The sequence below is a fragment of the Klebsiella sp. F11 genome (genome assembly GCF_056712265.1).
In genome coordinates, this window is the sequence record NZ_CM160060.1 from 148,092 (window position 1) to 160,638 (window position 12,547).

15 protein-coding genes are annotated in these 12,547 nt (G+C 58.5%); 5 read left to right on the top strand and 10 right to left on the bottom strand.

Going from position 1 to position 12,547, the window contains the following annotated elements; translation table 11 throughout:
* Positions 1–39: 39 nt before the first annotated feature.
* Positions 40–681, top strand: coding sequence for an orotate phosphoribosyltransferase (gene pyrE / locus AC1M2H_RS00825; RefSeq protein ID WP_045853833.1), 642 nt, complete (start codon positions 40–42; stop codon positions 679–681).
* 38 nt (positions 682–719) lie between these two features.
* Here the strand turns inward: pyrE and slmA are convergent, their stop codons facing one another.
* From slmA to coaBC, 3 genes are all read right to left on the bottom strand, one after another.
* Positions 720–1,316, bottom strand: coding sequence for a nucleoid occlusion factor SlmA (slmA, locus tag AC1M2H_RS00830; protein WP_480149939.1), 597 nt, complete (start codon positions 1,314–1,316; stop codon positions 720–722).
* A 125-nt stretch (positions 1,317–1,441) separates the two neighbouring features.
* A complete protein-coding gene (gene dut, locus AC1M2H_RS00835) occupies positions 1,442–1,900 on the bottom strand; it encodes a dUTP diphosphatase (protein WP_045853835.1) in 459 nt (152 codons plus the stop codon).
* Entirely contained in the window at positions 1,878–3,089 is a 1,212-nt protein-coding gene (gene coaBC, locus AC1M2H_RS00840) for a bifunctional phosphopantothenoylcysteine decarboxylase/phosphopantothenate--cysteine ligase CoaBC (protein ID WP_480152063.1), read from the bottom strand. The genes dut and coaBC overlap by 23 nt, the downstream gene beginning before the upstream one ends.
* A 177-nt stretch (positions 3,090–3,266) precedes the next feature.
* Between coaBC and radC the strand changes: the two genes are divergently transcribed.
* The 4 genes from radC (at position 3,267) to mutM (ending at position 5,529) form a co-directional block, all read left to right on the top strand.
* Complete coding sequence (gene radC / locus AC1M2H_RS00845; RefSeq protein ID WP_480149940.1) at positions 3,267–3,932, top strand: RadC family protein; 666 nt, start codon at positions 3,267–3,269, stop codon at positions 3,930–3,932.
* Positions 3,933–4,198: 266 nt separating this feature from the next.
* The gene (gene rpmB / locus AC1M2H_RS00850; RefSeq protein WP_002436699.1) at positions 4,199–4,435 is read left to right on the top strand and encodes a 50S ribosomal protein L28; all 237 of its coding nucleotides are present in this window, start codon (positions 4,199–4,201) and stop codon (positions 4,433–4,435) included.
* 20 nt (positions 4,436–4,455) lie between these two features.
* Entirely contained in the window at positions 4,456–4,623 is a 168-nt protein-coding gene (gene rpmG, locus AC1M2H_RS00855; protein WP_003024094.1) for a 50S ribosomal protein L33, read from the top strand.
* 96 nt (positions 4,624–4,719) lie between these two features.
* On the top strand, positions 4,720–5,529 hold the full coding sequence (gene mutM / locus AC1M2H_RS00860; RefSeq protein ID WP_480149941.1) for a bifunctional DNA-formamidopyrimidine glycosylase/DNA-(apurinic or apyrimidinic site) lyase: 810 nt from the start codon (positions 4,720–4,722) through the stop codon (positions 5,527–5,529).
* A 24-nt stretch (positions 5,530–5,553) separates the two neighbouring features.
* Here the strand turns inward: mutM and coaD are convergent, their stop codons facing one another.
* The 7 genes from coaD to rfaQ form a co-directional block, all read right to left on the bottom strand.
* Complete coding sequence (gene coaD, locus AC1M2H_RS00865) at positions 5,554–6,030, bottom strand: pantetheine-phosphate adenylyltransferase (RefSeq protein WP_480149942.1); 477 nt, start codon at positions 6,028–6,030, stop codon at positions 5,554–5,556.
* Between the two features lie 2 nt (positions 6,031–6,032).
* Complete coding sequence (locus AC1M2H_RS00870) at positions 6,033–6,803, bottom strand: glycosyltransferase family 2 protein (RefSeq protein WP_480149943.1); 771 nt, start codon at positions 6,801–6,803, stop codon at positions 6,033–6,035.
* The gene (gene waaA / locus AC1M2H_RS00875; protein ID WP_480149944.1) at positions 6,803–8,077 is read right to left on the bottom strand and encodes a lipid IV(A) 3-deoxy-D-manno-octulosonic acid transferase; all 1,275 of its coding nucleotides are present in this window, start codon (positions 8,075–8,077) and stop codon (positions 6,803–6,805) included. Before waaA ends, AC1M2H_RS00870 begins: the two co-directional genes overlap by 1 nt.
* Before the next feature lie 91 nt (positions 8,078–8,168).
* Positions 8,169–9,158, bottom strand: coding sequence for a glycosyltransferase (locus AC1M2H_RS00880; protein ID WP_480149945.1), 990 nt, complete (start codon positions 9,156–9,158; stop codon positions 8,169–8,171).
* Positions 9,159–9,188: 30 nt separating this feature from the next.
* Complete coding sequence (locus tag AC1M2H_RS00885; protein ID WP_480149946.1) at positions 9,189–10,283, bottom strand: glycosyltransferase; 1,095 nt, start codon at positions 10,281–10,283, stop codon at positions 9,189–9,191.
* A gap of 2 nt (positions 10,284–10,285) precedes the next feature.
* Positions 10,286–11,413 (bottom strand): glycosyltransferase family 4 protein, encoded by a 1,128-nt coding sequence (locus AC1M2H_RS00890; protein ID WP_480149947.1) that lies wholly within the window; start codon positions 11,411–11,413, stop codon positions 10,286–10,288.
* Positions 11,410–12,486 carry a putative lipopolysaccharide heptosyltransferase III gene (rfaQ, locus tag AC1M2H_RS00895; protein ID WP_480149948.1) on the bottom strand — a complete coding sequence of 359 codons (1,077 nt, stop codon included), beginning with the start codon at positions 12,484–12,486 and terminating at the stop codon, positions 11,410–11,412. Before rfaQ ends, AC1M2H_RS00890 begins: the two co-directional genes overlap by 4 nt.
* Positions 12,487–12,547 lie beyond the last annotated feature (61 nt).

Genomic DNA, 12,547 nt, shown 5'->3' on the forward strand with positions numbered 1-12,547 from the left:
GTCCGTAGATCCATAGAATGCACGATGAGGAGCGAATCCATGAAACCATATCAGCGCCAGTTTATTGAGTTTGCGCTTAACAAGCAGGTTCTTAAGTTTGGCGAGTTTACGCTGAAATCCGGGCGCAAGAGCCCCTATTTCTTCAACGCCGGCCTGTTTAATACCGGGCGCGATCTGGCACTGTTGGGTCGTTTCTATGCGGAAGCGCTGGTCGACTCCGGAATCGATTTTGACCTGCTGTTTGGCCCGGCCTACAAAGGCATTCCTATCGCCACCACCACCGCGGTTGCGCTGGCTGAACACCACGACCTGGATTTACCCTACTGCTTTAACCGCAAAGAAGCCAAAACGCACGGCGAAGGCGGCAATCTGGTTGGCAGCGCCCTGCAGGGTCGCGTCATGCTGGTCGACGATGTGATAACCGCTGGTACCGCTATTCGCGAATCAATGGAGATTATCCAGGCCAACGGCGCCGAGCTCGCCGGCGTGCTGATCTCTCTGGATCGCCAGGAACGCGGTCGCGGCGAAATTTCCGCGATTCAGGAAGTTGAGCGCGATTACGGCTGCAAGGTGATCTCTATCGTCACCCTCAAGGACCTGATTAGCTATCTGGAAGAGAAGCCGGAGATGGCAGAGCATCTGGCGTCGGTGCGGGCGTATCGCGAAGCGTTTGGCGTATAGGTAATAAAGCCCGGGGCGCGATGCCGCCGGGCTTTGGATTATTTCAGCTGTGCGGCAACCAGCGGCCAGCGGGCGTCAAAATCGTCCGTCGGACGATATTTAAACTCGCTGCGCACAAAGCGCGACAGCATGCCTTCGCAGAACGCCAGCAGCTGGCTGGCCAGCAAAGATTCATCGGTGGCAAAGCCTTCACCTTCGCGCATTTTCTTCTCGCGCATCACCTGGCGTAGCTGAACTTCAATACGCTCAAATAGCTGGTTGATGCGGTCCTGCAGACGATCCTGTTCAAACATCAGCGCATGGCCGGTCAGAATACGCGTCAGCCCAGGATTACGCTCACCAAACCCAAGAATCAGCAGCACAATCAGGCGCAGGCGCGCGGATGTGTCTTTTTCATCTTTTAAAATCAAATTGATGCGCGTAATCAGACTGTCTTCGATAAACTCAATCAGGCTATCGAACATGCGGGTCTTGCTGGGAAAATGACGATACAGCGCCGCTTCGGACACGCCGACGGACGCCGCCAGTTTCGCCGTGGTAATACGTTGACTACCATCGCTGGATTCAAGCATTAGCGCCAGAGATTGAAGTATTTCCTCGCGACGATTCCTTTTCGCAGTTTGTTTTTCTGCCATGTTTTAAAATACCCCTGAAAATAAGCACTTGTCAGGCAGACATCCACAAAGCGGCCGCAAACGGTCATTTGCGGCGATGTTATTGCATTATTGCGCTTTGGGATGCGGGTTTTGTGTAGCCGGGCCTATGCGCGCCCTGAGTGACCGAAGCCACCTTCGCCACGTTCGGTGGCGTCAAAATCTTCCACCAGGTTAAATTCCGCCTGTACGACGGGTACAAAGACCATTTGAGCGATACGCTCGCCGGGCTCAATAGTAAAGCTCTGCTGGCCGCGGTTCCAGACGGAAACCATCAGCTGCCCCTGGTAGTCGGAATCGATAAGACCGACCAGATTGCCCAGTACGATGCCGTGCTTATGGCCCAGACCGGAGCGCGGCAGGATAACCGCCGCCAGGGACGGATCGGCGATATGGATAGCCAGGCCGGTTGGCAGCAGGGTCGTTGCGCCCGGCGCAAGCTCTACGGCGGCGTCGAGACAGGCCCGCAGGTCAAGTCCGGCAGAGCCGGAGGTGGCGTAGGTTGGCAGCGGAAACTCTTTGCCAACGCGCGGGTCCAGAAGCTTAACGTCGATTTTTTTCATCATAACGGGTCACGATCTCGTCGAGTAATAATTGGCCCAGGAGTTCCTTGCGCTCGTGCGGCAAGCGCTTATCTCCATCCTGCCAGAAAAGGTGTAATGCGTTGCTGTCGCTGTTAAATCCCTGATTTGGCTTAGATACATCGTTGGCGCAGATCAGGTCGAGATTTTTGCGAGCGCGTTTTTGCCTCGCGTATTCTTCCACATTATTCGTTTCGGCAGCAAACCCAACGACGTAAGGTCGGCTATCCGTTAGCGCAGCGACCCCGGCAACGATGTCCGGATTTTTGACCATTTTTATTGTTAATTCATCATCTTGCTTTTTGATTTTTTTCTCAGCAACGGTGATGGCGCGGTAGTCGGCGACGGCCGCACAGCCGATAAAAATATGCTGCTGTCGCACGCCGCCGTCGACCGCAGCCTGCATTTCTAAAGCGGTAGTGACGTCGATCCGCTGCACAAACGGCGGCGTCGGTAGCGAAACCGGACCGCTGACCAGGGTGACGTTCGCCCCGCGGCGTGCCGCAGCGGCGGCAATCGCAAAGCCCATCTTACCGGAGCTTTGATTGCTGATATAGCGTACCGGATCCAGCGGCTCGCGGGTGGGGCCCGCGGTAATCATGATGTTGAGATGTTGCAAATCTTTGACAGGCGAAAAATGCGCGGCCGCCATATCGACGAGGGTAAGCGGGTCAAGCATCCGGCCCGGGCCGATATCGCCGCAGGCCTGGCTTCCGCTGTCCGGGCCCCAGACCAGCAGGCCGCGCGAGGCGATGACCTCAAGGTTATGCTGCGTCGCGGCGGCGCGATACATCTGCTGGTTCATGGCGGGCACCACCGCAACCGGCGACGGCGTGGCGAGGCAGATAGTGGAGACCAGGTCGTTCGCCATGCCGGCGGCGACGCGGGCGATTAGATCGGCGGTTGCCGGGGCGAGGATAACCAGGTCGGCCCATTTTCCCAGCTCAATGTGGCCCATTGCGGCTTCTGCCGCCGGGTCGAGCAGGCTATCGGAAACCGGATAACCCGACACCGCCTGCAGGCTGAGTGGCGTAATGAAGGCCTTCGCGGCTTCCGTCATGGCGACCCGTACCTCGGCGCCGCGGTCGCGCAGGCGGCGTACCAGTTCAGGCGTTTTATAGGCAGCGATGCCGCCGCTCACGCCGAGAACGATCTTTTTACCAGCCAGACTCATCATGATTCTTTCCTGTTGGAGTACACCAGAATTCGCGCATCTTATCACAATCCCGTCGGCGTCGTGCGCCTGCCTGGAATTGACTTTGCGAGCCGCTACGCAAGGGTAAAAGGCGGCCATCGGCGGCGGCGAAAGGCTATGCCATGATACGGGGCGCACTGGAGAGGAGAGGCTGCGATGGATTTACTGGAACCCCTGTTGCCGAGGGAAAAAATGCTGCTCTACGGTATCGAAGTGCTGTCGGACGTTGAGCTGCTGGCGCTGTTTTTACGTACCGGCACCCGCGAGCAGGATGTGATGACGTTTTCGCACGACCTGCTCGCGCGCTTTGGCTCGCTATACGGTCTGCTATCGGCGGACAAGGCGCAGTTTGACAAGATCGACGGCATTGGCCTGGCGAAGTTCGCCCAGCTAAAAGGCGTCGCCGAGCTGGCGCGGCGCTATTTTAGCCGACGGATGGTAGAGGAGCCTTCTCTGGTGACGCCGCTGATGACGCGGGAGTTTTTGCAAAGCCAGCTGATGGACGAGGAGCGGGAGATCTTTATGGTGATCTTTTTAGATAATCAGAATCGGGTATTGAAACATAGCCGGCTTTTTTCTGGTACTCTTAGCCACGTTGAGGTGCATCCGCGAGAAATTGTACGCGAAGCCATCAAAGTGAACGCCGCTGCGGTGATCCTGGCACATAATCATCCATCCGGTAGCCCCGAGCCGAGTAAGGCCGACAGGTTGATTACCGAAAGAGTGATAAAGTGTTGTGGTTTCATGGATATACGTGTGCTCGATCACCTTGTTATCGGCCGCGGTGCGTACGTATCTTTTGCCGAGCGCGGCTGGATTTAGCCCCGAGCACGCGATCCTGCGGGATCTTTGTCTGTTCGGGACTTGAGCACATCGCCGAGTCAGCGTATACTACGCCACCTTTGAGAATCTCGGGTTTGGCATTTGGGCCTGGCAATCGATGGTTCACTTAGACACCCAATCATTCAGGTTGCATCAAGGCGGCCTGAAGGATGACGTGTAGAACTGCGATGACCGGGCTGTAAAGCCTGACGAGGCGCCAATACCCCATACGAAGCTCGAGCTAATTTGATTTTTGGAGAATAGACATGTCCCGAGTCTGCCAAGTTACTGGCAAGCGTCCGGTGACCGGTAACAACCGTTCCCACGCACTGAACGCGACCAAACGCCGTTTCCTGCCGAACCTGCACTCTCACCGTTTCTGGGTTGAGAGCGAAAAGCGTTTTGTCACCCTGCGCGTATCTGCTAAAGGTATGCGTGTTATTGATAAGAAAGGCATCGATACAGTTCTGTCCGAACTGCGTGCCCGTGGCGAAAAGTACTAAGTACTAAGAGGAAATAAATCATGGCTAAAGGTATTCGTGAGAAAATCAAGCTGGTTTCTTCTGCTGGTACTGGTCACTTCTATACCACCACGAAGAACAAGCGTACTAAGCCGGAAAAACTGGAACTGAAAAAGTTCGATCCAGTTGTCCGTCAGCACGTTTTATACAAAGAAGCTAAAATCAAATAATTTTAGCTTTGATGTAAAAAAACCCCGCCCTGGCGGGGTTTTTTGTTTTCTGGCCATCCCCATAATAAAGACATCTGCACTACAGCCGGAGACGCTATGCCTGAACTACCTGAGGTGGAAACCAGCCGACGCGGGATTGAACCGCATCTGGTTGGCGCAACTATTCTACACGCCGCTATCCGCAATGGACGCCTGCGCTGGCCGGTTTCTGAAGAGATCTATCGCCTGAGCGACGTACCGGTGCTCAGCGTGCGTCGACGCGCCAAATACCTGCTGCTGGAGCTGCCTGGCGGCTGGATTATCATTCATCTTGGCATGTCGGGAAGCCTGCGCATTCTGAGCGAAGAGCTGCCCGCAGAGAAGCATGATCACGTCGACCTGGTGATGAGCAACGGCAAAGTGCTGCGCTATACCGACCCTCGACGCTTTGGCGCCTGGCTGTGGACCAAAGAGCTGGAAGGACATCCTGCGCTGGCGCATCTCGGCCCGGAGCCGCTGAGCGACGATTTCAACGGCGCCTACCTACAGCTGAGGTGCGCGAAAAAGAAAACCGCCATTAAGCCCTGGCTAATGGATAACAAGCTGGTGGTGGGGGTCGGGAACATCTACGCCAGCGAATCGCTGTTTTCCGCCGGGATCCATCCGGATCGGCTGGCGTCGTCGCTATCGCATGAAGAGTGCGAGCGGCTGGTGAAGGTGATTAAAGCCGTGCTGCTGCGCTCGATTGAGCAGGGCGGAACCACGCTGAAGGATTTCCTGCAAAGCGACGGTAAGCCGGGATATTTTGCCCAGGAGCTGCAGGTCTACGGGCGTAAGGGCGAGCCTTGCCGCACCTGCGGCACGCCGATTATCGCCGGCAAGCACGCCCAGCGGGCGACGTTTTATTGTCGCCAGTGTCAGAAGTAGGGAGTCGTCCCGAAGGCATGAAGATTAGAGCTTTTTCAGCAGCGCCTGGTGCACGTTAGCCGGCAGGAAGTGGGAAACGTCGCCCTGATGGCGCGCGACCTCCTTAACCAGCGATGACGAGATAAACGACCACTCTTTGCTCGGCATCAGGAAGACGCTTTCGAGGGTCGGCATCAGGTGGCGGTTCATATGCGCCAGCTGCATCTCATATTCGAAATCCGCTACCGCCCGCAGGCCGCGAATCAAGATGTTGGCCTGCTGCGCGCGGGCAAAATTGGCCATCAAATCGCTAAAGCCGATGACCTCAACGTTGACGAGGTGCGCGGTCGACTGCTGCGCCAGCGCAATGCGTTCGTCGAGGCTGAACATCGGCTTCTTGCTCGGGCTGGCGGCAATCGCCAGCAGCACTTTGTCAAACATGCTGGCCGCGCGGGTGACGATATCGATATGACCGTTGGTGATAGGGTCGAAGGTCCCCGGATAAATCGCTTTTGTGCTCATAATTACACTCTCTCCGAGTAGCCGCGGCTCAGCGCCCACAGCTCGGTGTATTTATTAAACGTATACTGCGCGTTGACCACGGCGAGCAGCCAGCCCTGTTTACCATCCATCACGCCGCCGCGCAGCAGCAGCGTTTTCACAAATGCCCCCAGCGTATGGCCGAAGATGCTCAGCAGCGAGGTTTTTTTCCCCTTCTGATGGCGCTCCTGCGCCCAGGCGCTGGCGTAGGCCAGCTGCTTTTGCTGAAAGCCGGAGAAGTCGCGGCAGGTCAGATGCAGCAGGTCGCCGGCAAGTTCGATAATCTGCGCGCCTTTGGCATCGAGCGATTCGTGCACCAGATTATTGTTATAGCGGTAACTATGGCGCGGGTACAGGCGCATCACGCGATCGGGATACCAGCCGCTGTGGCGCATAAAGCGGCCGAGGAAATAGTTACGCCGGGCAATGCTGTAGATAGCGCCCTCTTTTGGCGCCGTCAGCGTCTGACGCAGGGAGTCCGCCAGCTCCGGGGTGACGCGCTCGTCGGTGTCAATCATCAGCACATAGTCGCCGGTGGCGTACTCCTGGGCGCGCTGGCGCTGAACGCCGTAGCCCTGCCAGTCGGTGTTGATATAGACCTGAGCGCCCAGGCTGCGCGCCAGCTCAACGGTGCCGTCGCTGCTGCCGGAATCCAGCAGCACGATCTCATTGGCCCAGCTTACCGACGCCAGACAGTCCGGCAGCAGATCCGCCGCGTTTTTGGCGATCATCACGACGGACAGTCGGATCGACATTAGTGGCTCCGCTGCGGCAGATAGGGTTGCAGTAACTGTAGCAGACGGGAGAGCGCGCCCTGGTTTTGGTGCAGCACTTCCACCGCGTGACGGCCGTACCACAGGCGGTAATCTTCGTCGGTCAGCAGGTTAGAAACCTGGGTAACCAGCGAATTCATGTCGGTCACGGTGATCAGACCATCATCCTGCTGCAGCCTGGCGCAAATATCTTTGAAGTTGAAGGTGTGCGGGCCCATTAGTACCGGGATGGCGTGCGCCGCCGGCTCCAGCGGATTATGACCGCCGCGCTCCACCAGGCTGCCGCCCACGAAGGCGAGGTCGGCGATGCCGTACAGCAGCATCAGCTCGCCCATGGTATCGCCAATCACCACCTGGGTGCTATTGGACGGGATCTCGCCGGTGCTGCGCAGGGTAAAGCTCATTCCCGCTTTCTGCACCATCTCCCGCGCGTCGCCGAAGCGTTCAGGGTGGCGGGGGACGAGGATCAGCAGCAGGTCAGGGAAGGTTTCCAGCAGCTTTTTATGCGCCTGCAGCACGATTTGCTCTTCGCCGTCATGGGTGCTGGTGGCGATCCACACCTTGCGGTGCGGCGCCCACTGGCGGCGCAGGGTGATGGCGCGGGCGGCCAGCTCCGGCGTGACCGAAATATCAAACTTCAGGCTGCCGGTGACCGCCAGCTGATTGCGCTTCAGCCCAAGGGAGATAAAGCGGCTGGCGTCTTCTTCATTCTGCGCGGCGATAAGCGTAATGCGGCTTAGCAGACGGCGCATAAATTTGCCCAGTTTGGCATAGCCCTTCGCCGAGCGTTCGGAGAGGCGGGCGTTAGCGATAACCAGCGGAATTTTGCGCTTGTGCAAGGCGGTGACCATATTTGGCCACAGCTCGGTTTCCATGACGATAACCAGCTTCGGCTGCACGGTATTGAGGAAGCGGTTCATCGCGCAGGGAAGATCGTAAGGCAGGTAGACGTGGTGCACGTCTTTGCCGAATGCGGACATTGCGCGCTCGGAGCCGGTTGGCGTCATGGTGGTGACGGTAATAGGCAGCGAAGGATAGCGGTGGCGCAGGGCGCGCACCAGCGGGATGGCAGCAAGCGTCTCACCCACGGAAACGGAATGCAGCAGAATCCCATCCGGCGCTACCTTGTTCTGACAGAAGCCATAACGTTCAGCCCAGCGTTTGCGGTAGGCGGGGGCCTTACGGCTGCGCAGCAGCAGTCGCAGCCAGACCAGCGGCTGAATAAGATAGAGTAGGGTGGTATAAAGCAATTCCAAGCGATTTATCCGTTTTATGTTTTAGCGGGCAAATTCTAAGCATTTAGCCCGTGTAAAGCTATCCCTTTGGCGGAAACAAAGGGATTCAGCGTCAGGCCGCGTTGCGATAGCGCTTAATACGCAGATAGCGCCGCCCAAGGCGCCAGCGTAAGCGGAACGTTCTGGCGTTTTTCCAGATCAGCTGCCAGATGCCGCGGTCGAAGAACTCTTGAATGATAATATGCTTTTTTGATTCATCTTTCATGCTATCGAAGGTATGAATAATTCCCAGACCCTCTTTCGCAATCTGCCAGCGGCAGGCGGAAATATGGCGCACCTTATCGGGATAGCGTCCGTTAATGGCGTCGAGCATCTCCAGAATCTTCATATAGTGACGGGCCGAGCGCATCAGCGTGTCGTCGTTATCCGGCTTATGCGATACCGATTCTGAATGGATGTAGTAATCGTAGAACTGTTCGCTGGTGTACTGCACGCGCTCCGCCGCCAGCAGCGCCTCGGTGGTCCAGGGAATATCCTGATGGCGCAGGCCCGGCTCGAAGTGAAAACGATGCTGCATGATAAAGTCGCGACGATAGATATTCAGCCAGGTCACGTGCAGGAACTTACGCGAATCCAGCGCCTGTTTTAGCCACACGTGTCCCGGCAGCACGCCGGTAGACGGCAGGCGGTCCGGAGGCAGGATCGGGTGGATATCGTTTTTGCTCTCGTACACGTAGCGGCCGTTACAGGTGGCGATGTCGAGATTGCCCTGCTCCGCCATCGCCAGCAGCGTGCGGTACATGCCAGGATAGAGCTTATCGTCGATATCCGGGAACGCCAGGTATTTACCGCTGGCGACCGCCAGGCCGGTGTTGCGCGCAACCGAGACGCCCTGGTTTTCCTGCTCCAGCACCCTGACGTTTTGTAGCCGCGTTTTCCACGCCTCAATAACCGCGAGGCTGCCGTCCGTTGAGCCGTCGTTCACCAGGATCAGTTCATAGCTTTCCAGCTGCTGTTGCTCAAGGCATTCAAAGAATTGCGCAAGGAATTTTTCGCCGTTATAGACGGCGGCCACGATGCTCAGTAAAGGCGTTTGACTCATAAATCATTCGATCCTGGTTAAATAACGGCGTCAGGCGCGGCGCAGCTGACGGTACTGCTGACAAATCGTATCAACGCTGAACCTTTCCAGCACGGATTGCTCAATGACCGGCGGGTTATGGTAAATGCTTTGCATCGTCTGGGCCAGCGCCGGGCCGTTGAGATCGGCGAGGCCGCGGGCCAATTCACCGGTGAGGATCTCCGTTATCCCGCCCGGGCAGCGGGTGCTGGCCACCGGCGTATTCAGCAGCAGCGCCTCTACGATCACGTTGCCAAAGCCTTCGCTATCCGAGCTGAGCACCAGCATCTTCGCCTGTTTAATCCACGGCAGAGGGTTTTTCTGAAAGCCTTTAAACAGCACGCGATCGCCGACCTGCAGCCGCTCCGCCAGCTGGCGCAGACGCTGTTCCTGCTCCGGTTTGCCCTGTCCCAGCAGCACCAGCGGCGCCTGGATGCCGCTCTGGGCATAGGCTTCAATCAGCCGGTCGTGACGCTTCCCGGGATGAAAGCGCCCGACGTGGATAATATAGTCGCCGGTTGGCTGCCCGCCCGGCATCTCCGCGCCGGCGCGCAGGGCGGCAATATCGAAGGGGTTATAAATCGTTTTCAGCTGCGCCGGGCGAATGGCGAACTGGCTGACCAGATCCTCGCCGACCGCATCGGAGACGGTTACCACATTGCGTCCCTGATAGACGCGCCTGATTTTCTGCTGCTTCATCCAGCGGTCAAAGCCGGTGCGGTGGCCGAGATACGATGTTGAGAAGACGCCGTGCAGGCAGAACCAGACGTTGCGCTGCGCGAGCGCGCGGCTACGGGCGACGATGCGGTCGGTTTTGTGCAGATTGGAGAGCACCAGATCGAAATCGCCCTGCCGCTCCGCTTCGGCGATGGCCGCGTCAAGCTGGCTCGCGCGGCGCGACAGCTCGGTCAGCTTGCGCCACGGTTTGCGGCAGCGGTCGATAATCACCCGGTAATCCAGCCCTTCCGGCAGCGGGTAGTCGCAAACGTCGCGCAGCGAAAACAGCGAGACGCGCTCCCCCTGGCGCAAAAAATGTTCCGCCAGCGTGAGCACCACTTTTTCCGCTCCGCCGCCGGGCAGGCCGTCGATGACAAACAGTATGCGCATAGCTATTTTACCAGCTCCTGATAGAAAGAGAGCAGCTGCGCCGACAGCCGTTCGCTGGTGCAGGTCATAATGCGCTCGCGCGCCCGGCCGCCTTCCGCCGAGCCCAGGGCGCGGGCGGGGAGCGCGGCTACCGCCTGCTGCAGCGCCGAAATATCGAGCGCGTCGCAAACAAAACCGTTGCTGCCCTGAATAATAAACTCCGATCCGCCGCAGCCGGTGGTGGTAATGACCGGCAGGCCGCAGGCCATCGCTTCAAGGATAACGTTAGGGAACGGATCGTACAGCGTAGGCAGCAGCAGGCCGTCGGCCATCTGATAAAACGGCAGGGTTTCCGACTGCATGCCGAAGAAGCGTACCCGCTCCCCGCAGTTCAGCGCTTTAGCCAGCGCCTGATAGCGGCTCTGCTGTTTATCTTTGCCCACCACCAGCAGGTAGCGATCGGTGAGAGCGATGGCGCGGATCGCCGCCTCCAGGCCTTTACGTTCAAAGCCGGAGCCGACGTAGATCAGGCAGGTTGCCCGCAGCGGCAGGTGCCACTGGGCGCGCAGCGCGGCAAAGGCCTCTTCCGTCGGCGGCAGGAAGCGCTGGTTATCAATCGCATTGTAGATAACGCGGATCTTCTCCGCCGGCAGGCCGAAGTCCTCAATAATCTCCTGCTTAATCATCTCCGCGTTGCAGATAACTCCGCGCAGGTGCGGGTCGTGATACATCTCGCGTTCGGCCCGCATGACGTAGCGGTGGTAGCGATCGGCGAACAGCAGGCGGCCTTTCCAGCCCGGGAGTATGCGCGAGCGCTGCTGGAGCCAGCGGCGATGGACGCCGTCGCCGGCACGATAGAGGTCGCAGCCCGGGATGCGCTCGTGGCTCTGAACCAGGTCGAAGTTTTCGGCCTGCCACAGCCGGCGCGCGGCGTCGGCAAAGCCGCGTTCGCGGCTGATGCGTCCCCATTTGCGCGGGTTGCAGATGCGAATATTCCACTCGGGCTTCACCGGCCCCTGCCATTCGCGGGTAATGACGTTCAGTTCAAGATTACTGCTATCGAGGGCCTCCAGCGCGCGGGAAACGAAACGCTCCGCGCCGCCGTCGGGGCGATATTTCTGCCGCACCAGGGCGAGCCTGAATTTGCTCATGCCAGCACCTTTTTGGCCGCCGCGATAACCGCGTCGGCGGGAATTAAATCGAGATAGCGCTCTTCCGTACCGGTATCAATGTCGTCAGGGTCGGGCAGAGGGCCAAAATCTCCGGCCCAGATGACTTCGCCTTTTGCCTGCCAGGGGCTCCAGAAGGTCAGTTTCGACGGCCCGAACAGCGCGACCAGCGGCGTGCCGAGGGCGGCGGCCATATGCATCGGTACGGAGTCCACGCCGATAAACAGGCGGGCGTGGTCAATGACGGCCGCCAGCTGACGCAGGGTTAGCTGCCCGGCAAGCGAGTGCAGGCGGGCGTGCGGGCAGCCGGCGATAATGGTCTCGACCATGCGCTTCTCTTTGGCATCCGGCCCGGAGGTCAGGACGATGGCATAGCCGGCGTCAGACAGCGCGTTAATCAGCGCACTCATCCGCTCTTCCCGCCAGCACTTAAAGAACCAGCGGGAGGTGGGCTGAATGACGATATAGTTATCCTCAAACCCTTCCGGCAGCAGCGCGCGGCTACTCTCCCGGTCCTGCTCGCTGTAGCCCATGCGCGCCGGGGCGTCATTAACGGCCAGCCCGAGGGGGGCCAGAATGGAGAGGTTCTGCTCCACCGTATGCAGGCTTTGATGCTCCCGGGTGGAGGCCAGGGCGGTATGGCAGAAGCGCCAGGCCGGATGGCGGCGCTTCGGGAAATCAAAGCCGATGCGCGTGGCGGCGCCGGTCAGGCGGGTAATAATGGCGCTCGGCCACTGATCGGCAAGGTTGAGCACCATGTCGTAGCGCTGCTGGCGTAGCGTGCGGATCAGCCGCAGCTCCATTTTGAGCTGATGAAGGGTTCCCTGCTTTTTCCAGCGGCGGTCAATCGCGTAAATCTGGTTAATATCCGCGTTCGCCGCGAGCATATCCCGGGTCTCTTCATAAAGCAGCACATCAACGCTGGCCGCGGGATACTGCCGTTTGAGGACGTGAACGAGCGGCGTGAGCAGCAGCATATCGCCATGATGGCGCAGCTTGATGATCAGGATGCGCGCCGGGTTCACGGGGCCGGGAGAGCGGGTTTCAGGGGTCATTCTCTGTTCTTCATTCAGTATCAGGGTTCCGATTCTAGGGGATCAGATAGATTGAGAGAAG